Raw genomic sequence first — 20,459 nt, forward strand, 5'->3', positions numbered from 1 at the left:
CGACAGGAAAGACAACCATCATGGCAACTTTATTCGATCCCATCACCATTGGCAGCCTGCAACTGAAAAACCGCATCATCATGGCGCCGCTGACGCGTTCGCGCGCCGGCAATCCGGGCCGCGTGCCCAACGCCCTGATGGCCGAGTACTACACGCAGCGCGCTTCGGCCGGCATGATCATCTCGGAAGCGACGGCCGTCACGCCGCAGGGCGTGGGCTATGCCGACACCCCGGGCATCTGGTCCGAGGAACAGGTGGAAGGCTGGAAACACATCACCAAGGCCGTGCATGACGCGGGCGGCCTGATCGTGCTGCAACTGTGGCACGTGGGCCGCATTTCCGCACCACTCTTCCTCGACGGCGACCTGCCCGTGGCGCCCAGCGCCGTCAAGCCTGCAGGCCATGTAAGCCTGGTGCGCCCGCAACAGGAATTCGTCACGCCGCGCGCGCTCGATGCGGAAGAGATTCCCGGTATCGTCGCGGCCTACCGCCTTGGCGCGGAAAATGCGAAAAAAGCGGGCTTCGACGGCGTGGAAATCCACGGCGCTAACGGTTATCTGCTCGACCAGTTCCTGCAAGACAGCACCAACCTGCGCACCGACAACTATGGCGGCTCAATTGAAAACCGCGCCCGGTTGATGCTGGAAGTGACGGACGCATGTATCGAAGTATGGGGCGCGGACAAGGTCGGCATGCATCTGGCGCCGCGCCGCGATGCGCACGACATGGGCGATTCCGACCCGCGCGCCACCTTTGGCTATGTGGCACGCGAACTGGGCAAGCGCGGCATCGCCTTCATCTGCGCGCGCGAAGCGCTCGGCGACGACCGCCTGGGTCCGTACCTGAAACAGGAATTCGGCGGCGTGTACATCGCCAACGAAAAAATGGACAAGGCGGCGGCCGAAGCCCTGCTGGCCAAGGGTGAAGCCGATGCCGTCGCCTTTGGCCTGTGGTTCATCGCCAACCCCGACCTGCCCATCCGCCTGCACAGCGACGCGCCGTTGAACCCGCTGAACCCGGCCACCCTGTACGCGCCGGACGCAGCCGGCTACACGGACTACCCGGCGCTGGCGGCCCACGGCTGAACGGCGCCCTGAGCGGCACCCTGAGCAGCAACTAGCGGCTCCCCCCAGCGGCGGGCGCAACGATACCAACGCAAAGGACTGCGTGACGATCGCGGCGCCCGCCGTTTTTTCTGCCCTTCAGCGCCATCGGCGCCGAGCTGGCCTTGCCGGACGGCGCGCCTGCACGCTGCTGAAGACACGGCGTATCACCTCGGCCGGCACCGCGTGCTCACGCAGGTAGGCCGTCGCCACCGTTCGCCCCAGCGCATGATGAAACGCCACGCCACGCTCTACGAGCTCGGCCATCACTTTGTCCGTTCGGACTTGCTGCCCATGTCCATCATCGATATTGTTTTTCATGCCATGGCTCCCTATCGGGTGGATCAACCTTGCATCAAGTTTTGACCACATTGTGCGCATTTAGTGCCCGACACCGTGGCAAAGCATCGTTAAAATAGGGGCAGCAACGGCCGCGGCACCGCATGAATAGCGGCTTCGGCTGCTTGTCGCCACCGCCAGCCCCGTATAGAATGCCTGCGCAGAATTTTTGCTTCAAGGAAAATGGCCACCAGCGCCATCCCATTAAGAACAGTGTCACTGAAGGGTATCAATGGACGATTTATTTGTACAAGCGGGCGACTTGCCGACCTGGCACCAGCGCTGCGCGCTGCGCGTACTTCACCTGTTTGGCTGGCGCATGCGCTTTCGCCCCTTGCCAGGGCCGCGCGGCATTGCCGTCGTCTACCCGCACACGTCCAACTGGGATTTCATCGTCGGCCTGTTCGGCAAATGGGCGCTGTCGCTGCCGTTCCGCTGGCTGGCCAAGGATTCGCTGTTCCGCGGTCCGATGGGCAAGGTGCTGCGCTACCTGGGCGGCGAACCCGTCGACCGCAGCACCACCAGCGGCACGATACAGCGCCAGGCCGAACGCATGCTGGCGGCCGACTGGTACTGGCTGGCCATCACGCCGGAAGCGACGCGCAGCTACCGCCCGAACTGGAAAAGCGGCTTTTATCACCTGGCCGTGGCGGCCAAGGTGCCCTTGCTGCTGGTCTACATCGACTACCCGAACAAGGTGCTGGGCGTCGTCGACCATTTATATCTGACGGGCGACAAGGACGCCGACATGGCGGCGATTGCCGCCGTGTATGCGGGCCACCAAGGCTTGCACCCTGAAAAGGCGGCGCCCATCGTGCTGTCGGAACGCCGCCCCGGCGCCTAAGCAACTCCCATCAGCACCACGCCGGCAGCCGTCAAGGCCACGCCGGCCACCCGCAGCATGCGCTCGGCCAGCACCTGGCCGGTGAAACGTCCGGCCCACAGCAGGATGGCCGAGGCCAGCATGAAGCCGCAGGCGGCCGAGGCGGCCGGCAATTCCTGGCCGTGGGCATTGCCATGCGCCAGCGCAAACACGCCCACCAGTCCCATGCCCAGCCAGTTCGGCAAGGCCAGCGCCAGCGCGATAGCCAGGCCTACCAGCGCCACCGTGGCGGCGATGCCCGTTTCCAGCCCGGGAATGCTCAAGCCCGCCATGCCGGCCAGCGCGCCAAGCAGCATCATGCCGAGGAACGTGGCGGGCTGCGCCAGGCCGCGGCGCTGCTGGCCGCCCCAGATGCCCACGCCCAGCATGGCCAGCAAATGGTCGATGCCCGTGAACGGATGGGCGAACCCGGCCAGGAATCCCACGCTCTCGCCATGGCCGGGATGGGCCATGGCGGGCATGGCCAGCAGGCACAGGGTAAACACGGCAGCCGTTTTCTTCATCAGTCTTGCAGTCATTGCAGCTCCTTGCCTGGTTGATCGAGCAAACCTTGCTCGCGGATAAAATCGATGACCACCTGCACGCCGTCGCCGCTGCGCAGGTTGGTAAATACGAAGGGGCGCGCGCCGCGCATGCGCTGGGCGTCCTGCGCCATGATGTCGAGATTCGCGCCCACGTATGGCGCCAGGTCCGTCTTGTTGATGATCAGCAAATCGGAACGCGTGATGCCGGGCCCGCCCTTGCGCGGGATTTTTTCGCCGCCCGCCACGTCAATCACGTAAATCGTCAGGTCCGACAATTCCGGGCTGAAAGTGGCAGCCAAATTGTCTCCGCCCGATTCGACCAGGATCAAATCGAGGTTGGGAAAATCCGCCTGCATGCGCGCGATCGCTTCCAGGTTGATGGACGCATCCTCGCGGATGGCCGTGTGCGGGCAGCCGCCCGTCTCCACGCCCATCAGGCGCTCGGCCGGCAAGGCATCGGCGCGCAGCAGGATTTCCATGTCTTCCTTGGTGTAGATGTCGTTCGTGATAACGGCCATGTCGTAGCGCTCGCGCATGCCCTTGCACAGCATTTCGCACAGGGCCGTCTTGCCCGAGCCGACGGGCCCGCCGATGCCCACGCGCAGCGGATTGGAGGTGATCGATGTCATAGTATGGTCTCTCGTTATAGTGTTCAGGAACGGTACAGGCGGCTGTACTGCACTTCGTGGCGCATCGACAGCAGCGACAGGCCGGGCGCCCAGTTGCCCATCTCGTCGTCTTGCAAGGTTTGCGCAGTGAGCGCCGCCGCTTCCAGGTCGGGCCGCAGCGACAGCAGCAATCGCTGCCCGGCCACCTGCCCCAGCGGCACGGATTTCACGCAGACGAGCACCTGGTTTTCCGCCCAGGCGAACAGCATGGCCAGCAGCGCCTCTTCGGGGGGAATCGCCAGTGCCGCCACGGCGCAGGCATACGCTGTCGGCAAGGCCACTTCCGGCTGGCCCTGCAGCATGTCGATCAGGACGCCGTCGGCCACGCCCAGTTCGGCCAGCAATTTGGTCAGGGAATAGCCCATCTGGATGGTTTCGGCGCGAAATTCCGCCGTGTCGCGCGACGCGATGAAACGCTCACTCCAGCGCTGCACGGCGCGCAAATCCTGCGCCTCAAACGCCTGCATCAGCCGCCAGCACAGGGGCGCTTCCCAGCGCGCCACCACCTGCGCCAGATGCTCGGCGATCCATTCGCGCGCCGTGGCCGCGTCGTGCACCAGGCCGGATTCCAGCGCCGCTTCCAGCCCCTGCGAATAGCTGTAGGCGCCGATCGGCAAGGCCGGACTGGCGAACTGCAGCAAATGCAGCAGGGCCGAGGCCTGCATCACGCAGCGCCTGGCACATCGCCGGGACGGTGGATCTTCTGCCGCAGCGGCACGGGCGCCAGCAAGTGCTGGCCGTGGCCGTCGTGGTGGCCATGGCCGCCGCCGTACGCACCCGCCTCGGGCTCGAACGGCGCGCTTTCTTCCGTCACCATCGCCTGCAAGCCTTCGAGCATCTCCTTCAGCACGACGTCCTTGCGGATGCGCAAAAAGCCGTCGCCCACCTGCGCCTGCGTGTGGCGGTTGCCCAGGTGGAAAGCACAGCGCAGCAGGGTGTGCGCATCGGCGCACCGCACCAGATAGGTCGGCTCGCGCGCGGCAACGATCCGCACCACCTGCCCTTCCGGCCCCGTCATGCGCTCGCCGTCGCGCAGCACCGTGCCGCGCACGGTGAACACGGCCACGTCGTCGCCATTCGACAGTACGGCGCGCAGCCGGCATTTTTCGCGCTGATCGTAGGGCAGCACAAGTTGGGCAAACGGCGTACGTTCATCGCCAGGTCCCAGTTTGGTATGCAAAGTCAGCATGCTTGTCTCCTGCTTAAAATAGAAAATAGCGCTGCGCCATCGGCAGCACGGCGGCCGCTTCGCACACGACCAGCTGGCCGTCGGCGCGCACGGCGTAGGTTTCGGGGTCCACTTCCATGTGCGGCGTGGCGCTGTTGTGGATCATGTCGTGCTTGCGCAAGCCGCGCATGTTCTTCACGGCGATGACGGATTTGTTCAGTTTCAGCTGATGCCCGATATCGAGGTCGTAGGCCGCCTGCGAGACAAACGTAAACGACTTTTTCAGGCCGCCGCCGAAGGCGCCGAACATCATGCGGTAGTGCACGGGCTGCGGCGTGGGAATCGACGCGTTCGGGTCGCCCATCTGCGCGGCCGCGATCATGCCGCCCTTCAGTATCATCGACGGCTTGACGCCGAAAAACGCCGGCTTCCACAGCACGATGTCGGCGATCTTACCCGCCTCGATCGAGCCCACCACATGCGCAATCCCGTGCGTGATGGCCGGATTGATCGTGTACTTGGCGATGTAGCGCTTGGCGCGGAAATTGTCGCTGCGCGCCGTATCGGGCGCCAGCGCACCCCGCTGCACCTTCATCTTGTGCGCCGTCTGCCAGGTGCGCATGATCACCTCGCCCACTCTCCCCATCGCTTGCGAGTCGGACGACATCATCGAGATGGCGCCGATGTCGTGCAGGATATCTTCCGCGGCGATGGTTTCGCGGCGGATGCGCGACTCGGCAAACGCCACGTCTTCGGCAATGGCCGGGTCCAGGTGGTGGCACACCATCAGCATGTCCAGGTGCTCGTCGAGCGTGTTGACGGTGAATGGTCGCGTCGGGTTGGTCGACGAGGGCAGCACGTTGGCTTGCCCCACGGCGGCGATGATGTCGGGCGCATGGCCGCCGCCCGCCCCTTCCGTGTGAAACGTGTGGATGGTGCGGTCCTTGAAGGCGGCCAGCGTGTGCTCGAGAAAACCGCCCTCGTTGAGGGTATCGCTGTGCAGCGCCACCTGGATATCCATGCGGTCGGCCACCGACAGGCAGTTGTCGATGGCGGCCGGCGTGCTGCCCCAGTCTTCGTGCAGTTTCAGGCCGATGGCGCCCGCGCGCACCTGTTCTTCCAGCGGCAGCGGCAAGCTGACGTTACCTTTGCCCATGAAGCCCAAATTCATCGGGAAGGCGTCGGCGGCCGCCAGCATCGCGTGCAAATGCCACGGTCCCGGCGTGCAGGTGGTGGCGGCCGTACCCACGGCCGGTCCCGTGCCGCCGCCCAGCATGGTGGTTACGCCGCTCATCAGCGCTTCCTCGATCTGCTGCGGGCAGATGAAGTGGATGTGCGTGTCGACGCCGCCGGCCGTGACGATCATGCCTTCGCCGGCGATGATCTCGGTGGCGCCGCCGATGGCCAAAGTGACGCCGGGCTGGATGTCGGGATTGCCCGCCTTGCCGATGCCGAAGATCAGGCCATTCTTCAAGCCGATATCGGCTTTGACGATGCCCCAGTGGTCGAGGATGACGGCATTCGTGATGACGGTATCCATCACCTCGGCCGCGCAGCGCTGCGACTGGCCCATGCCGTCGCGGATCACCTTGCCGCCGCCGAATTTCACCTCCTCGCCGTAGATCGCATAGTCATGCTCGATCTCGATGAACAGTTCCGTGTCGGCCAGGCGGATGCGGTCGCCCTTGGTGGGGCCGAACATTTCGGCATACGCGCTGCGGGGAATGCTGGCCATCTCAATCCTTTCCCGGTGGAGTGTCTTGCAGTTCGCCCATCACTTCGCCATTGAAGCCGTAGACCTTGCGCTCGCCCGCCAGCGCCACCAGTTCCACGGTGCGCTGCTGGCCCGGCTCGAAACGCACGGCCGTGCCGGCCGTGATATTGAGGCGCATGCCGTAGGCGCGCCAGCGCTCGAAAGCCAGCGCCGGGTTGACTTCAAAAAAGTGGAAGTGCGAACCGACCTGTATTGGCCGGTCGCCCCGGTTGGCCACCACCACGGTGGCCGTGGCGCGCCCGGCATTCAAGCTGATTTCGCCTTCTTCCAATTGGTATTCGCCTGGGGTCATGACGGACTCCTTCTCAAAAAAAACTACGGTATCGGGTGGTGCACGGTCACCAGCTTGCTGCCATCGGGGAAGGTCGCTTCCACCTGGATGTCGGGGATCATCTCGGCGATGCCGTCCATGACGTCGGCGCGCGAGAGGATCTTGGTACCATCCGACATCAGCTGCGCCACCGACTTGCCATCGCGCGCGCCTTCCATGATGGCGGCGCTGATCAGGGCCACCGCTTCCGGATAATTCAATTTCAAGCCGCGCGCCAGGCGCCGTTCGGCCAGCAGCGCGGCCGTAAAAATGAGCAGCTTGTCTTTTTCGCGGGGAGTCAGGTCCATGTTCTTCCTTCTTCAAGTATTCCAGATGCGGGGCACGACGGCGTCGCGTCCCAGCATGGCGGGGCGCAGCAGCTGCCAGGCGGCCAGCATGACGCGGCGCGCCGCTTCGCTGTCACCGCACAGCAGGCGCACCACCACCAGCGATTTCATGTGCGAGGCGCCAAACGCGGCGCCGGCCGGCACGGCGATCCCGCGCACGGCCGCCAGCACGGCGGCAGGAACGGGGGCGCCGACGGCGATCAGGGTGGCGCACACGGTGTGCCCCGCCAATCCCAGTGGGCTGGCCATCAGCGCGCCGCCGGCGGCCAGCACGCCCTGCTCCCACCACAGCAGCTTGCCGCCACGGCGGATCTGCACCTGCTGGCTGATGCTGCCCGTATTGAAAACTTCGCCCGAGGCGCTGCGGCCCAGGCAGACGATGTCGCAGCCGATGTAGCTGGCGTCCGGCGCCAGTTCCACTTCGTGGCGCAGGCGCACGCACGCCTGGTCGAAGAAAATGCTTTCCTGCGGCAGCCACTCGATGGCCGCGCCGCTACCGGCGCGCAGCACGATGTGCTGGCCCGAGACGTGGCCATTCGCGCGGTACCACTTGGCGGCGCCCGGCGACGTGAGCAAGGCGTGCGCGCCCTCGCCCACCGTGGCGTCGACGGCCAGCTGGTCGCCGCCCACGACGCCGCCGGGCGGATGGATGATGATGGCGTGGCAGACGGCACCCCCTTCCGGATACAGGGGCTTTTGCACGCGCAGGGGGCCGCTGTGCGTGCGCTCGACGAGGCGGCTGACGCCATCGTGCAAGGCAAAGCCCAGGCGCAGGTGCGCCTGCCAGGCGCCGTGCGCGCTGGCTGGTAAAGGCGTGACTGGTCGGGTGCTGTCTGGCATGCGGGGCAATCGCGTAAATAAGCGATTACCTAAGCAGGATATGTGCCAGCGTCAGGGGAAGGAAAAGTGAGAATCGTGCACCGCGCTGCGGCGGGCGCACCGGCATGGTGCATCTGCCGCACCGCGGCGCTTAGGCCACGGCCACTGTCACTGTCACGGCCAGGGTGCGCCGTTCGCGCAGCAAGGCCGTGAAGGCTTCCGCGGCCAGGGGGCGGCTGAAAAAATAGCCCTGCATTTCATCGCAGCCGTGTTCCGTCAGGAAGTCGACCTGTTCGCGCGTTTCCACGCCTTCGGCGATGACGCGCATGTCGAGGTTGTGCGCCAGCGAGATGACGGAACGGGCGATGGCCGCGTCGCTGCTGCTGGTGGTCACGTCATCGACGAAGGATTTGTCGATCTTCAGCACGTCGATGGGAAAACGTTTCAGGTAGCCGAGGCTGGAATAGCCGGTGCCAAAATCGTCGAGCGAAATGCCCACGCCGATATCCTTCAGGCGCGTGAGGGCTGCCACGGCCTTGTCAGGGTCGCCCATCACCGTGCTTTCCGTGATCTCGATGCCGAGGCAGGCGGGCGCGATGCCGTATTTGCGCAAGGCCGCCTCGACGAACGGCACCGTGCGGTCCTGTGCGAACTGTTTGCCGGACAGATTGACGGCCACCTTGATGCTGCCCAGGCCAGCGTCGTGCCAGGCGCGGATTTGCGCACACACGCTTTCGAGCACCCATTCGCCGATGGCCGTGATCGAGCCGTATTCCTCGGCCAGCGCGATGAACAGGCCGGGTGGCACCTTGCCCAGCACCGGGTTATCCCAGCGCAGCAGGGCTTCCGCGCCCAGCAAGGCACCCGTGCGCAAGCACATCTGCGGCTGGTAGTGCACTTCGAATTCATCGCGGCAGATGGCGCCGCGCAGCTGCTGCTGCATCGCCAGGCGGGCGCGGATATCGCTGCCCATGCGCTCCGTGAAGAAGGCGTAATGGTCGCGCCCCATTTCCTTGGCGCGCACGAGGGCCGTGTCGGCGTGGCGCAGCACGTCGTCGAGGCTGTCGCCGTCGGCCGGGCACATGGCGATGCCGATGCTGGTCGTCAGCGCCAGGCGTTCGCCATCGACGCTGAGTTCCTCGCGCAGGCCGGCCAGGATGGTTTGCGCCAGCCCCAGGGTACGCCCCAGCAGGGCATCGTCCTGCAGCAGGATCTGGAATTCGTCGCCGCCCTGGCGCACCACCGTGTCGCCTTCGCGCACGCAGCCGGACAGGAAACGCGCCACCACTTGCAGCGCCTTGTCGCCGACGGCCTGGCCGTGCGAATCGTTGATATTCTTGAAACGGTCCAGGTCGAGGCACATCAGCACCACCTGCTGGCCGTCGCGCACGGCGTTCGCACGCGCCTGCTCGAAGCGCTCGCGCAGCAGCACGCGGTTCGGCAAACCGGTCAGCGCATCGTGGTAGGAAAGGAAATCGATCAGATGCTGCTCGGCCTTGCGTTCGCTGATGTCGAGGAATACGCCGATATAGTTGACGACGGCGCCATCGGGTCCGTGCACGGTGGAGACGCTGAGCAGGCAGGGATAGGTATCGCCGCTCTTGCGCCGCGTCTGCACCTCGCCCGACCAGCAGCCGCTGCTGCGCAAGCCCTGGCGCAGGGCCAGCAGCACCGCTTCGCCCGTGTATTCGGCGTGCAGGCGCATGATGTCCGTACCCACCACTTCCTGCGCCGCGTAGCCGGTGATGCGCGTAAAGGCGGGATTGGCCGTGACGATGACGCCGGCCGCATCGGTGATCAGGATGGCGTCCTGGGTCGCTTCGAAGACCTGGCCCGACAGGCGCAGCAATTCTTCATTCGCGCGGCGGATCTGCACTTCGCGCGCCAGTGTGCTGGCCACTTGCTCCAGTTCGGCCGTGCGTTCGGCCACCCTCCGCTCCAGGTTGGCGCGCTCCTGCGCCAGCTGCAGCTGCGCCCGCGCCAGGCGCACGTGGGCGTCGGTGCGGGCGAGGATTTCCTCGGCCTGGAAGGGCTTGGCGATGAAGTCGACGGCGCCCAGCGCAAAGCCGCGCACCTTGTCGTCCGTATCGTACTGGGCCGACAGGAAGATCACCGGCACCTGGCGCAGGGACGGTATCTCCTTCAGGCGGCGGCACACTTCAAAGCCGTCGAGGCCGGGCATGCGCACGTCGAGCAGGATCAGCTCAGGCGGGCGCGCCTGGGCCGTCCACAGGGCCAGTTCACCGTTCGGCGCCTGGCGCACGGCATAGCCGGCGCCGCCCAGCAAATCGCTCAACAGCTTCAGCGAAGCCGGCGTATCTTCAACGATCAGTACTTCGCCCTTCGAGTTCACTTCCGAAAAATCGCGGTGCATGTAGCAGTTCTCTCAGCTTTGGATGAGGCGCGGCGGTCGGTTGCCACGCTGGACAAGACATTTCTTTGCGATGAACTACGTACTATCATCATAATCTTTATTGCAATTTAGCACCATCCATCGACGGTACTTAGTCGTTCTTTTCAGCGAATCCGATGTTGTCAGCCCACACTTTCAAGCGTGCGCCAGCGCCCCCTCAATCTCCAGCAAGTCGCATAGCTGGCGGTACTGATGCTGGTCAAGCATGGCTTGCAGCGGCGCCAGCAACGGCGCCGCCACTGCGGGCAGGGCCGCCAGCAGCTGCGCCACCCTGGCCAGGTTCAATTCGCGCAGCGCCACCAGCAAGGCGGCGCGCTCTTCCCCGGTCAACAGCAGCAAATCTTGCGCCCGCAGTGCCGGCCGCGCCTCGGGCGCCGGCGACACGGGCTGCGGCACGGGCACCTGCAGCGGCGCCTCGGCCGCCTGCGCGGGAATGCTGAAGCTGAAGACGGCGCCCTGCCCCGGCGTCGATTCCACCGTCAGTTCGCCTTCCATCAGCTGCACGAATTCGCGCGAGATGGCCAGGCCCAGGCCCGTGCCATCCTTGGGTCCCGCGCTGTCGGCCTGCACGAAGGGCTCGAAAATGCGCTGCTGGTCTTCCGGGGCGATGCCGATACCCGTGTCGCTGACGGCGAACGACAGCATCCATTGATCGCCATCGCGCCGCTCGCCGCGCACGCGCAGGGTGACTTCGCCGCCGCCGGCAAACTTGACGGCGTTCGACATCAGGTTCAGCAGCACCTGGCGCAAGCGCGTCGCGTCGAGCAGCACGGCCTCCGGCAGGCCCGCGCAATCGAGGCGCAAAGCCAGCCCCTGCTGCTCGGCGCGCATGCCCAGCATGTCCATCACTTCCTGCAACAGGGGCGCCAGCGCCACCACGGCCGTCTGCGCCTGCAGGCGCCCCGCCTCGCCCTTCGACAGTTCGAGGATTTCATTGATCAGGGTGAGCAAATGATTGCCGGAGCGGTGGATGATGGCCAGGTTGCGCTTTTCATCGTCGTGCATATTGGGCGAGGCGGCCATCAGGCGCGAAAAGCCGATCACGGAATTCAAGGGCGTGCGCAGTTCATGGCTCATGTTCGCCAGGAAGGTGCTCTTGGCGCGGTTCGCCGCCTGCGCCTGGCTGACGGCCACCGACAGGGCGCTCGTGCGCTCGGCCACCAGTTCTTCCAGGTGATGGCGGTGGCGCAGCAGTTCCAGTTCGGCCTCGCGGTGCGCCGTGATGTCGTAGTTCGACCCCACCAGGCGCATGGGCTGGCCCTGCCCGTCACGGAAGATCACGGCGTCGACCTTAATGTAGCGGATGGCGCCATCGGGCCACAGGATGCGGTATTCGTGCGTGAACGCCTGGCCGGCGCCCAGCGCGGCGCGCAGGGCCTCCTTGGCGGCCGGCACGTCGTCGGGCATCAACGCCGCGCGCCAGATCGCCGCCGGCGCCGTGCCGCTGTCCGCATCTGCCCTGAACTGCGCGTACATCTGCTCGTCCCACTGCAAGGCGCCGTTGATCACGTTCCAGTCCCAGATGCCGATGCTGGCCGCGCCGGTGGCCATCTGCACGCGTTCCTCGCTGCGCTGCAAGGCGCGGTAGCGGCTGTCGAGCAGCGCCACCATGTCGCGGATGGAACGGTACAGCGTGCGCAGCTCGCCCAGGAACCACGCTTTCGGCGGCGTGCCGAACGCTTCACCCTGCCCTGCCTGGATGCCGGCCGCATACTGGCCGATCGCCTTCAGGGGCTTGAGCATCAGACACCACATGAGCAGCCATATGCTGGCCACGAGGATCACGTCGAGCGCCACGATCATGGCGCCGATGCCCAGCGCGCGCTGCCGCAGCTGCGCGTGCAGCAGGGCAGGCGTCGCGTACACGGCCACGCTGCCGATGACTTGTCCGCCCATCGTCACGGGGCGCCGCTGCACCAGCCAGTCCGGCTCCGCGGACAGCGAGGAAAAACTGCCGATGGCGCCTTCCGCGGTGCGGCGCAGGACCAGCGCTTCCTTGCCGATGCCCGGCGTCAGCGAGCTGGCCATCAGGTCGCGCTTGCCCAGCATGCTGCGCATGATGGCCTGCATCTGCTTTTCATCGAGATTCCACAAGGGCAGTTCGATGGCCACGGCCAGCTGGTCCGCGCTGACGGACAGGCTGCGCTGCAGCTGCTGCCAGCGCTGCTCGCGTTCGGACTGGTAAAACAGCACGGCAAACACCAGCAGCAGCGCGGTGACGACAAAGGTCAGCGCCACGCTGACGGCCAGCACGATGGACACGCCGCCCAGGCGCGCGCCCTTGGATGGGTGAAGCGTCATGCGTCTTCGCCCTGAGGCTCGCTGGCCAGCTGCGCCAGCAAGGCGCACAGCGGCTGGTATTGATGCTGTTCCAGCATGGCGGCGATGTGCGCGGCCAGCTGCGGCAGGCTGGTCGCCACGCCGGCCAGCACGATGGCACTGCGCCGCAAATCGAGGGCTTGCACGGATGCGAGCAGCGCCTGGCGCTCGTCCGCGCCCAACTGGCCCAGCGACTGCTGCAGGTCAAATGGCGCGACCGGCACGCGCGGCGGCACGGCGCCGGTGCGCTGGAAGCGCACGCCCAGCTGCTGCTCCAGCATGGCGAACAGGTGTTCCTGCTCGATCGGCTTGCGCAGGAAGCCGTCGGCGCCGGCCGCCAGCGCTTCCTGCTTTTCTTCCTCGAAGGCGGAGGCGGTCATGATCACCAGGCGCGGCTGCACCAGCGCCGGCTGCGCGCGCAGCCAGCGCGTCAGCGCCAGGCCATCCATGTCCGGCATGCGCCAGTCGCTGAGCACGATGTCGTAGCGCTGCGCCGCCAGCATGGCTTGCGCCTGCACGCCGCCCGCCGCCTCCTGCAGCTGGAAGCCCAGCGGCTCCAGCAAGCCGGTCAGCAGCTTGCGGCAGTTGTCGTCATCGTCGACCAGCAGCACCGTGCGCCCGCGCTGCGCCGCCGGCAGGCGCGCCACGCGGCCCGGCGCCAGCGGCGCGACGGCCGGGCACTGTACGCAGGGCGCGCGCAAGTCGAAATGAAACATGGAGCCGGTCCCCAAGGTCGATTCGACGCGCAGCTCGCCGCCCATCAGGCGCACGAATTCGCGCGAAATGGTCAGCCCCAGTCCCGTGCCGGCCTGCGCCACGGCGCTGTCGGCCTGCACAAACGGTTCAAAGATGCGCTCCAGGTCCTCTTCCGCGATGCCGCTGCCCGTATCGCGCACGGCAAAGGCCAGCGCCACTTGCCCATCGTCCTGCGCCTGGCAGGCCAGCGACAGGGTCACGCTACCCTGCTTAATGAACTTGAGCGCGTTCGACAGCAAATTGAGCAGCACCTGGCGCAGCTTGGCGCCATCGAGGCGCACCAGCGGCGGCACGCCAGCACGCTCGAGCCGCAGCGCGATGCCCTGGTCGCTCGACCGCATGCGCACCATCTCGAGCACTTCGTCGAGCAAACCGTTCAAGTCCACGGGCCCCGCTTGCAGCTGCATGCGGCCCGCCTCGATTTTCGACAATTCCAGGATATCGTTGATCAAGGTGAGCAAATGGTGGCCGGCGCGGTTGATAATGGCCAGGTTATGCTTTTCTTCCTCGAACATGCTGCTCGAATCGGCCATCATCTGCGAAAAGCCGATCACGGAATTCAAGGGCGTGCGCAACTCGTGGCTCATGTTGGCGAGGAAGACGCTTTTCGCGCGGTTCGCCGATTCGGCCTCGGTGACGGCCACCGACAGGGCGGCCGTACGCTGCTGCACCAGTTCCTCCAGGTGGTCGCGGTAGCCGAGCAGTTCCTGCTCGCTTTGCTTGCGCTCGGAAATGTCGACGATACCGCTGCGCACCAGGCGCCGCCCTTCCATCGGCAAGCGCACCAGCCGCACTTCGCAAGGGAAGATGCTGCCGTCGGCGCGCCGCACATTGCGCTCGACAAGGATGGGTTCACCGAGCATGGCGCGGCGCAGATGCTCTTCCATCATCAGTCCCAGCGGCAGACCATCGGGCTGCTCGCCCGTGTACAGGTCGAACGGCCCGCGCGCCAGCAGCGCTTCGCGCGACATGCCCAGCATGCGCTGCGCACTGCTGTTGGCGTCGATAAAACGGTCCAGATCCAGGTCATACACGACGATGGCTTCGGGCGCATGCTCGACGAGGATGCGGAAGCGCTGCTCGCTTTCACGCGCCTCGCCCTCGGCGCGGCGCAAACGGCGGCGCTGCAGCAGCAAGGCGCTCAGCATGCACGCCATGGCGAGAAACACGGCGCCAGCCGACAGCACGGCCGCGCGGTGCTCGTGCCACAGCTGCGGCGGACGGTTGAAGAACAGGGTGTTCGGCGGCAGCCGGCTGATGTCGGCATCCCAGCGCTGCAGCTGCTCCCAGTCATACATGGGCACGGGACGGACCGGCGGCAGCAAGGCGCCCGGTGCGGCTGGCGCCTTGCCGGCCAACACGGCCAGCGACATCCGCGCCACCTGCTGCGCGGCCCCTTCGATGTGCAGGATGGAGCCGCCGAGGATGCCCTTGCCCACGTTCGTGTTGTACATGCCGAAGGCGGGCACGTTCGCCAGCCGCGCCAGTTCACCGGCAAACTGCACGGGGGTGGCGATGGCACCGTCCACGTCGCGGTTGACATTGCCCGTCACCAGCAGCGTATCGGCGGGCAGGCGCGCCACCTTCGCGCGCATCTGCGCCAGGGTCAGGCCGTCGAGATACTCCATGAAAACGATACCCTGCCACGCCTGCGCCGCCTGCTGCATGCTGCGCTTCAAGGCCTGGTCGGCCTCGCTGGCACCGACGGCCATGACGATGGTCTTGGTTTCAGGGAACAGCGCCATCGCTTGCGCCAGGGTGCCGGGAAAATCGACGTTCGCCTTTTGCTGCCAGATGGCCAGCGGGCTGCCTACCGGTAAAGCCTTGCCCGAGGTGTTAATCGCCAGCACGGGCACGCCGCGCGCCAGCGGCGCCAGGTCCGACAGCAAAAAATCGAGCGCCGGCTGCTGCATGGCAACGATCAGGTCAGCCTTGCGCCCCATCATCTGGGTGTATCTTAAAAGCAACAAATCACGCATCTCGTTGCGCAGCGCCGGGTCGCCCTGGGTATTGAGGTTCAGGTGCTCGACCATGATGTCTTCGCTGGCCAGGCCCGCTGCGGCCATGGCGGCCACGTAAGTGCGCGTGTACGATTCCACGCCGGCGCGGCCGTAATCGTAGGCGTTGAGGACCAGCACGCGCTGCCCCTGGTGCGGCGGTGCCGCGCCTGCAGCCAGGGCCGGCGCGGCCGCGGCGACGCATAGCATCAACAGCAATGCGCGGCCACAGCGGCGCACCGCTGCCCTGCCCATCCCGCCACCAGGCACATCACGCATCATTCGCCATGCCCATGCTCACTCTCGCTGTCACCATGTTTCACCATTGCGCTGACTGCTCAGCGACCGACACTTACAAAAACATGATAACGTCAACTGCTGGGGCAAGTCTATTGCTTAGGGCAATCTTTTGCCAAAACAACCATCGTTACGCGGCGGTACCGCTGATGCCGAACAATTCCAGCTTCAGCCCTTTTATGCCAGACGGCACATAAATCGCAATCGCCTGGGCCTTGATCATGCTGTCATAAATGCTGCCCTTGTTATCGATCGAAAAGTAATAGGTATTAGGCCGCACTGGCACTTCAGCAGGAACCTGGGCCATATGACGCAAGTCGGCACCCGGAAGTGCCCTGCCAAGCAATAGTTCGATATTATCCGGAGACGATATTTTGAACTGCAACGGCACCGTGGCAACCAGTTCCAGCGCCGGCATATCGGCGTTGACCGCAAGGCAGAGTTCAGTCTGACGGTCAATCCGCTTGGCATCGAGCAAACCGTGATAGTGGGTGTTTTGTTGCGTGTCGTTGGACAGTGGAATCGGGAAGTAACGCGACAGGAGCACCGTATCGATCAAGTCGCGAATGATGCCATCGAGCTTGCCGAAACCGGGAGCCGCGTCATCGTGACAATACGCCGGCAAGTCGCTCAGCGTGTACTTTTTCGAGAACGTCATCAAGCCGCCGGCCAATGCCATCAATTTTTCAAACAAATACACGGGATGGTGGCGCCGGTAACTGGCGCAATGACTGAGCGTGGCGCTGGCCGTGCTCAATGTATTGAGCATCCAGAATGAGGACACATCCCCGCCATGAAATTCAACCGTATTGTTACCGGGTTGACGGTGGCGGCTGTACAGCGCCTCGATTTTCGCGCCCATGCGGTCGATCAGCGAATCGAGCATTTTCTGCAGCGAAGACTCGGCGCAGATGGTCAGACCAGGCGGAATGAAGGAGGCATCGATTTCAAAGCTGCCATTGCCAGCGCGGTACAAACGGATCACCGGGATGGCAAGATAATCATGGAGCGGATCCAGTTGCGACAGCAGATACACGCGCTTCTTCAGGTAAGCCACATCGATGCTGACTGCCTCGCTGTACAGATCCGGGGTTTCGATATCCGCCTGAACATAGCGCGCGCCTACGGAGCTCACATTGCCGCCGTGTGCCTGCAGCGTCGGCAACGCGGCGTAAAAAGTAAAACTATGTTCGCTGGAAGGCAGCTTGGACAGGTCAACTGCACTGGGCAATACATCGCCGAGAGGCGCCTCAAAGAATTCTCCATCCTGAAAGACGAGCGACATGGCGTCCGCCCGCAGGCTATTGTTGGCCAGTGCATCCGCATTCCAGCTGACGCCGTGCACACCCCATAGATGTGGATTGATGAGTGAAGCCAGACGCTGCAAGCGCGCTTCATGGTAGCGGTCCAGCTGCTGGAATTGCTGGGGGCCGATGGCCAGCCCCTCGGACCACAGTAATTTGGATGGCAATGTCATGACGTTCTCCATGTTGACCGTTGGAATCATGCTGCCTTGCCAGTCTGATGTTGCCAGCTTGAAAGTCCTTGATGTTGCGCAGCAACCCTGTTCAATTATTGCGCAAACGCAATTTACCTTGGAGCAAACGCTCGGATACTGGCCATTCCGCCGCAAAGACACAGGAAAAGAGAGATGGAGGACTTGCTGCCGTATTTCGAACGCGAGCTGGTGATGCTGAGGCGGCATTGCCGTGAGTTCTCCGAGCGCTATCCGAGAATCGCCGGAAAATTGCACATGTCCGGCGAGTCTTGCGAGGATCCGCACGTCGAACACTTGATCGAATCGGTGGCCATGCTGGCGGCACGCATCTCGAAACGGCTCGATGACGACTACCCGCAATTTACCGAAGCCCTGTTCGAAGCCCTGTTTCCACATTATCTGCGCCCCTTTCCATCGTGCACCATCGTCCATCAGTCTGTCCCAGCGGCTGGAGCGGGTGTAATGCACCTGCCGGCCGGCAGTGAAATGGACGCCACGCCGGTACGTGGCGTACGCTGCCGCTTCAAGACGGTCTACGACATGACGATCGGAGCATCGGTACTGGAAAGCGCGGTTTTCGATGCGATGATCAAGCCGCCGCCAGGCGTACGCCTGCCAGCATCAGCCAGTTCCTCGCTGAACATCGGCATCCGGCATCTCGATGCGGCGCCCGCATCACTGCGCATCTTCATCGATGGCGAAGCTTCTTTTTCCGCCGCCTTGCGCGATGCCCTGTTCATGCATGCAGTCTGCGCTTTTGTGTCGATCGACGCGGCGCAGTGGATGGCCCTGCCCGCCGTCCCCTTGGCGCCCGTCGGCTTCGCCGACACGGATGCCTTGATACCTTTCGGTGCCCGTTCGCAACCGGCCTACCGCATCCTGAGCGAGTATTTTGCGTATCCGGAAAAATTCAATTTCTTCGACATCGATATCGCGGCGCTGAGCGCTGCCCTGCCGCTTGGTTGCCAGCGCTTTACCCTGCATCTGTGCATGGCCGGTTTGCGCTCCGATTGCGCTGCGGCGCGCATGTTGTCCAGTATTTCCAGCGACAACTTAAGGCTGGGCTGCAGTCCGGCGGTCAACCTCTTCCGCCAGGAAGGCGTGCCGATCGCCATCACCCGGCAAAAAATCGACTATTCCGTGCTGGCCCATGCTACCCATGCCCATGGTTACGAAGTCGTCACTGTCGATGCCGTGCGTTTGCTGCGCCAACGGGGAGGCGAAAGCACGCTGACCGAATTTCGCCCGCTGTACAGCCTGCGCCATGGCGAGGGCGCGGGGCAACAAGGCCATTACTGGATCGTGCGCCACGACATGGCTTTGGCCATGAAAAGTCCTGGCCACGAAAAGAAAATCACGCTGGTCGATAGCGACTTCAATCCCTTGATCAACGAAAAAGCCAGCTTGTCGCTGTCGCTGACCTGCAGTAACCGCGACCTTCCGCTGTCGCTCAAATACGGCCAGCCGCAAGGAGACTTGCAACCGTGCGGCGGCGGACCTGCACTGCACATGCTGCGACGCCCCAGCCAGCCGCGATGCTTTTCACCCGGCGCGGGCCTGCACTGGCGGCTGATTTCGCACCTGACGCTGAATCATCACGCGCTGGTTCAGGAAGGTCTGCCAGCACTGCGTGAAATGCTGACACTGTATGACCTGTCTCAATCGGCAAGCTCGCAACGCCAGATCGGCGGCATCGTCGCACTCGCGCACTCGCCGGCCACGACATGGCTGCGGCACAAGCGCGGTACCTCGCTGGCGCATGGCGTGGAGGTGCGCATCACGCTGGACGAAGAAGCGTTCGTCGGCAGCAGCATGCACCTGTTTGTGCAGGTGATCGATCTCTTTCTTGGGCTGTATGTGCAAATCAACAGTTTCATCGAACTGGTGGTGCTGTCAGGGCAAAGCGGAGAGGAGCTGATCCGATGCAAACCAAGAAGCGGACTGCAGAATCTGGTGTAGTACAACACCTGCTGGCCGAACCGTACCGCTACCAGTTTGTGCAGGCGGTGCGAATTCTGCTGTGCTGGCTACGCGAGCAGAACGTGTCCCATGCGCAAGCCTTCGGCCAGGTGTTGCGCTTCAAGAACAGCTTGTCCTTGAGTTTTCCCGCCAGTGAAATCGAACAGCTATCGCTCGACGGCAATGAACAGCTGACCCTGACGCCGACGTTCATGCGTTTTCTCGGCGTCGGCGGCACCCTGCCCTTGCACCACTCTGAACGCATCGCCGCCTACCGTTTTTCGAGCAAAGATGCTGGCGTCTCGGCCTTTCTCGATATCTTTTCACACCGCATGCTCACGCTGTATTACCAGGCATGGGAAAAGTATCGGCTGGAATCCACGCTCCAGACCCAGGCAAGGGATGTACAACTGCCTTTGCTGACGGCACTGGCCGGCGTGCGGCGCGGTGCGCTGCCGTCGAACGGCGAAGCTGACGCCGTGACGCAGGATGTCGCGGCCTGGTACGCGGGTCTGCTGCGCTGCCGCCCTGTCTCCGCGCAGGCGATTGGCCCCGTGCTGGCCGAGTACTGCGGCGTACCCGTCACCGTGCAACAATTTCTCGGTGGCTGGGACTATCTGGAAAAAAACCGGCGCAGCCTGCTGGGCAGTGTCAACTTTACCCTGGCGCGTGGCGCAACGCTTGGCCTGCGGCTTTGGCGTCAGGACATGCGTGTCTGCCTGCATCTCGGCCCGCTGGATCCCGCCGGCCTGCAGCGTTTCCTGCCGCGCAGTACCGGCGCGGCGGCGCTGGCAAAGATACTGGCGCTGTTTGGCGTACCAGACCTGCAATATGAAGTGCGGCTGATATTGAGTCCGCCATGCATTACCCCCCTGCTCCTGAGTTCCAACCCGTCAGAAAGACGACGTCTTGGCTGGACGACGTTCTTGCAGACAACACAAGGCAAGGTACGCGGCGCCGAAGTGCGTTATCTGCTGCAACTGACCTGAGCAGCCCATCACTGGAAAGCGAGGCAAGCATGAAACATACGGGACGCGGCGTCATCCGGCTCGGAGACGCAACCGATCACGGCGGCAAGGTCACCAGCGCCTCATCAGGCAGCACCGTGATGGGGAAGACGGCGGCGCTGGCCGATGACACCACCTTCTGCCCCAAGTGCAAGGGCAACTTCCCGATCAAGCCCGATGGCGCCGGCGCAAAACACATGGGCAAGCCGTACGCCTATGACGGCGACGTCACCGCCTGTGGCGCCCACCTGATCACATCCCTGTAACGGAGGCAGGCC

Annotated in this window: 18 protein-coding genes; 5 read left to right on the top strand and 13 right to left on the bottom strand. The window is 64.3% G+C overall.

Annotated elements, in window-relative coordinates; genetic code table 11:
- Window positions 1-20: 20 nt before the first annotated feature.
- Window positions 21-1,085 (top strand): alkene reductase, encoded by a 1,065-nt coding sequence (locus AC54AG_RS10365; RefSeq protein WP_331776159.1) that lies wholly within the window; start codon window positions 21-23, stop codon window positions 1,083-1,085.
- Window positions 1,086-1,202: 117 nt separating this feature from the next.
- On the opposite strand, the gene AC54AG_RS10370 is transcribed toward AC54AG_RS10365, so the two are convergent.
- Entirely contained in the window at window positions 1,203-1,424 is a 222-nt protein-coding gene (locus tag AC54AG_RS10370) for a hypothetical protein (protein WP_034751929.1), read from the bottom strand.
- A 250-nt stretch (window positions 1,425-1,674) separates the two neighbouring features.
- Between AC54AG_RS10370 and AC54AG_RS10375 the strand changes: the two genes are divergently transcribed.
- Entirely contained in the window at window positions 1,675-2,286 is a 612-nt protein-coding gene (locus AC54AG_RS10375; RefSeq protein ID WP_034751930.1) for a 1-acyl-sn-glycerol-3-phosphate acyltransferase, read from the top strand.
- Here the strand turns inward: AC54AG_RS10375 and AC54AG_RS10380 are convergent.
- The 12 genes from AC54AG_RS10380 to tssK all read right to left on the bottom strand — a co-directional run bounded on the left by AC54AG_RS10380 (window position 2,283) and on the right by tssK (window position 17,194).
- On the bottom strand, window positions 2,283-2,843 hold the full coding sequence (locus tag AC54AG_RS10380; RefSeq protein WP_496630252.1) for a HupE/UreJ family protein: 561 nt from the start codon (window positions 2,841-2,843) through the stop codon (window positions 2,283-2,285). The two genes, AC54AG_RS10375 and AC54AG_RS10380, sit on opposite strands and share 4 nt — an antisense overlap.
- Window positions 2,840-3,478, bottom strand: a complete 639-nt coding sequence (gene ureG / locus AC54AG_RS10385) for an urease accessory protein UreG (RefSeq protein WP_219327223.1) — start codon at window positions 3,476-3,478, stop codon at window positions 2,840-2,842. Before ureG ends, AC54AG_RS10380 begins: the two co-directional genes overlap by 4 nt.
- A gap of 23 nt (window positions 3,479-3,501) precedes the next feature.
- Window positions 3,502-4,182 carry an urease accessory protein UreF gene (locus AC54AG_RS10390; protein WP_496630387.1) on the bottom strand — a complete coding sequence of 227 codons (681 nt, stop codon included), beginning with the start codon at window positions 4,180-4,182 and terminating at the stop codon, window positions 3,502-3,504.
- A complete protein-coding gene (gene ureE / locus AC54AG_RS10395) occupies window positions 4,182-4,706 on the bottom strand; it encodes an urease accessory protein UreE (protein WP_496630253.1) in 525 nt (174 codons plus the stop codon). The genes AC54AG_RS10390 and ureE overlap by 1 nt, the downstream gene beginning before the upstream one ends.
- A 13-nt stretch (window positions 4,707-4,719) precedes the next feature.
- Window positions 4,720-6,420 (bottom strand): urease subunit alpha, encoded by a 1,701-nt coding sequence (gene ureC, locus AC54AG_RS10400; protein WP_496630254.1) that lies wholly within the window; start codon window positions 6,418-6,420, stop codon window positions 4,720-4,722.
- A 1-nt stretch (window position 6,421) separates the two neighbouring features.
- Window positions 6,422-6,751, bottom strand: a complete 330-nt coding sequence (locus tag AC54AG_RS10405; RefSeq protein ID WP_034751935.1) for an urease subunit beta — start codon at window positions 6,749-6,751, stop codon at window positions 6,422-6,424.
- 23 nt (window positions 6,752-6,774) lie between these two features.
- On the bottom strand, window positions 6,775-7,077 hold the full coding sequence (locus AC54AG_RS10410) for an urease subunit gamma (RefSeq protein WP_034751936.1): 303 nt from the start codon (window positions 7,075-7,077) through the stop codon (window positions 6,775-6,777).
- A 12-nt stretch (window positions 7,078-7,089) separates the two neighbouring features.
- The gene (locus AC54AG_RS10415) at window positions 7,090-7,956 is read right to left on the bottom strand and encodes an urease accessory protein UreD (protein WP_496630255.1); all 867 of its coding nucleotides are present in this window, start codon (window positions 7,954-7,956) and stop codon (window positions 7,090-7,092) included.
- 130 nt (window positions 7,957-8,086) lie between these two features.
- The gene (locus tag AC54AG_RS10420; protein ID WP_496630257.1) at window positions 8,087-10,309 is read right to left on the bottom strand and encodes a two-component system response regulator; all 2,223 of its coding nucleotides are present in this window, start codon (window positions 10,307-10,309) and stop codon (window positions 8,087-8,089) included.
- 174 nt (window positions 10,310-10,483) lie between these two features.
- Window positions 10,484-12,649 (bottom strand): sensor histidine kinase, encoded by a 2,166-nt coding sequence (locus AC54AG_RS10425; protein WP_496630258.1) that lies wholly within the window; start codon window positions 12,647-12,649, stop codon window positions 10,484-10,486.
- Window positions 12,646-15,630: a sensor histidine kinase gene (locus AC54AG_RS10430; RefSeq protein ID WP_496630259.1), complete on the bottom strand. Its 2,985-nt coding sequence runs from the start codon at window positions 15,628-15,630 to the stop codon at window positions 12,646-12,648. The genes AC54AG_RS10425 and AC54AG_RS10430 overlap by 4 nt, the downstream gene beginning before the upstream one ends.
- 217 nt (window positions 15,631-15,847) lie before the next feature.
- Entirely contained in the window at window positions 15,848-17,194 is a 1,347-nt protein-coding gene (gene tssK / locus AC54AG_RS10435; RefSeq protein WP_496630260.1) for a type VI secretion system baseplate subunit TssK, read from the bottom strand.
- A gap of 174 nt (window positions 17,195-17,368) precedes the next feature.
- Between tssK and tssF the strand changes: the two genes are divergently transcribed.
- Genes tssF through AC54AG_RS10450 form a run of 3 tightly spaced genes read left to right on the top strand, consistent with a single transcriptional unit; the run spans window position 17,369 to window position 20,447 of the window.
- Entirely contained in the window at window positions 17,369-19,174 is a 1,806-nt protein-coding gene (gene tssF, locus AC54AG_RS10440) for a type VI secretion system baseplate subunit TssF (RefSeq protein ID WP_496630261.1), read from the top strand.
- Window positions 19,138-20,163 carry a type VI secretion system baseplate subunit TssG gene (gene tssG / locus AC54AG_RS10445; protein WP_496630262.1) on the top strand — a complete coding sequence of 342 codons (1,026 nt, stop codon included), beginning with the start codon at window positions 19,138-19,140 and terminating at the stop codon, window positions 20,161-20,163. Before tssF ends, tssG begins: the two co-directional genes overlap by 37 nt.
- A gap of 29 nt (window positions 20,164-20,192) precedes the next feature.
- Window positions 20,193-20,447 (top strand): PAAR domain-containing protein, encoded by a 255-nt coding sequence (locus AC54AG_RS10450; RefSeq protein ID WP_070304664.1) that lies wholly within the window; start codon window positions 20,193-20,195, stop codon window positions 20,445-20,447.
- Window positions 20,448-20,459: the final 12 nt, after the last annotated feature.

This window comes from Janthinobacterium sp. BCJ23, from assembly GCF_059617945.1.

What these genes read in the sequence shown, in the direction of transcription:
- AC54AG_RS10365 (WP_331776159.1), top strand. Translation starts at nt 21, where the DNA reads ATGGCAACTTTATTCGATCCCATCACCATTGGCAGCCTGCAACTGAAA.
- AC54AG_RS10370 (WP_034751929.1), bottom strand. Translation starts at nt 1,424, where the DNA reads ATGAAAAACAATATCGATGATGGACATGGGCAGCAAGTCCGAACGGAC.
- AC54AG_RS10375 (WP_034751930.1), top strand. Translation starts at nt 1,675, where the DNA reads ATGGACGATTTATTTGTACAAGCGGGCGACTTGCCGACCTGGCACCAG.
- AC54AG_RS10380 (WP_496630252.1), bottom strand. Translation starts at nt 2,843, where the DNA reads ATGACTGCAAGACTGATGAAGAAAACGGCTGCCGTGTTTACCCTGTGC.
- ureG (WP_219327223.1), bottom strand. Translation starts at nt 3,478, where the DNA reads ATGACATCGATCACCTCCAATCCGCTGCGCGTGGGCATCGGCGGGCCC.
- AC54AG_RS10390 (WP_496630387.1), bottom strand. Translation starts at nt 4,182, where the DNA reads ATGCAGGCCTCGGCCCTGCTGCATTTGCTGCAGTTCGCCAGTCCGGCC.
- ureE (WP_496630253.1), bottom strand. Translation starts at nt 4,706, where the DNA reads ATGCTGACTTTGCATACCAAACTGGGACCTGGCGATGAACGTACGCCG.
- ureC (WP_496630254.1), bottom strand. Translation starts at nt 6,420, where the DNA reads ATGGCCAGCATTCCCCGCAGCGCGTATGCCGAAATGTTCGGCCCCACC.
- AC54AG_RS10405 (WP_034751935.1), bottom strand. Translation starts at nt 6,751, where the DNA reads ATGACCCCAGGCGAATACCAATTGGAAGAAGGCGAAATCAGCTTGAAT.
- AC54AG_RS10410 (WP_034751936.1), bottom strand. Translation starts at nt 7,077, where the DNA reads ATGGACCTGACTCCCCGCGAAAAAGACAAGCTGCTCATTTTTACGGCC.
- AC54AG_RS10415 (WP_496630255.1), bottom strand. Translation starts at nt 7,956, where the DNA reads ATGCCAGACAGCACCCGACCAGTCACGCCTTTACCAGCCAGCGCGCAC.
- AC54AG_RS10420 (WP_496630257.1), bottom strand. Translation starts at nt 10,309, where the DNA reads ATGCACCGCGATTTTTCGGAAGTGAACTCGAAGGGCGAAGTACTGATC.
- AC54AG_RS10425 (WP_496630258.1), bottom strand. Translation starts at nt 12,649, where the DNA reads ATGACGCTTCACCCATCCAAGGGCGCGCGCCTGGGCGGCGTGTCCATC.
- AC54AG_RS10430 (WP_496630259.1), bottom strand. Translation starts at nt 15,630, where the DNA reads ATGCTATGCGTCGCCGCGGCCGCGCCGGCCCTGGCTGCAGGCGCGGCA.
- tssK (WP_496630260.1), bottom strand. Translation starts at nt 17,194, where the DNA reads ATGACATTGCCATCCAAATTACTGTGGTCCGAGGGGCTGGCCATCGGC.
- tssF (WP_496630261.1), top strand. Translation starts at nt 17,369, where the DNA reads ATGGAGGACTTGCTGCCGTATTTCGAACGCGAGCTGGTGATGCTGAGG.
- tssG (WP_496630262.1), top strand. Translation starts at nt 19,138, where the DNA reads ATGCAAACCAAGAAGCGGACTGCAGAATCTGGTGTAGTACAACACCTG.
- AC54AG_RS10450 (WP_070304664.1), top strand. Translation starts at nt 20,193, where the DNA reads ATGAAACATACGGGACGCGGCGTCATCCGGCTCGGAGACGCAACCGAT.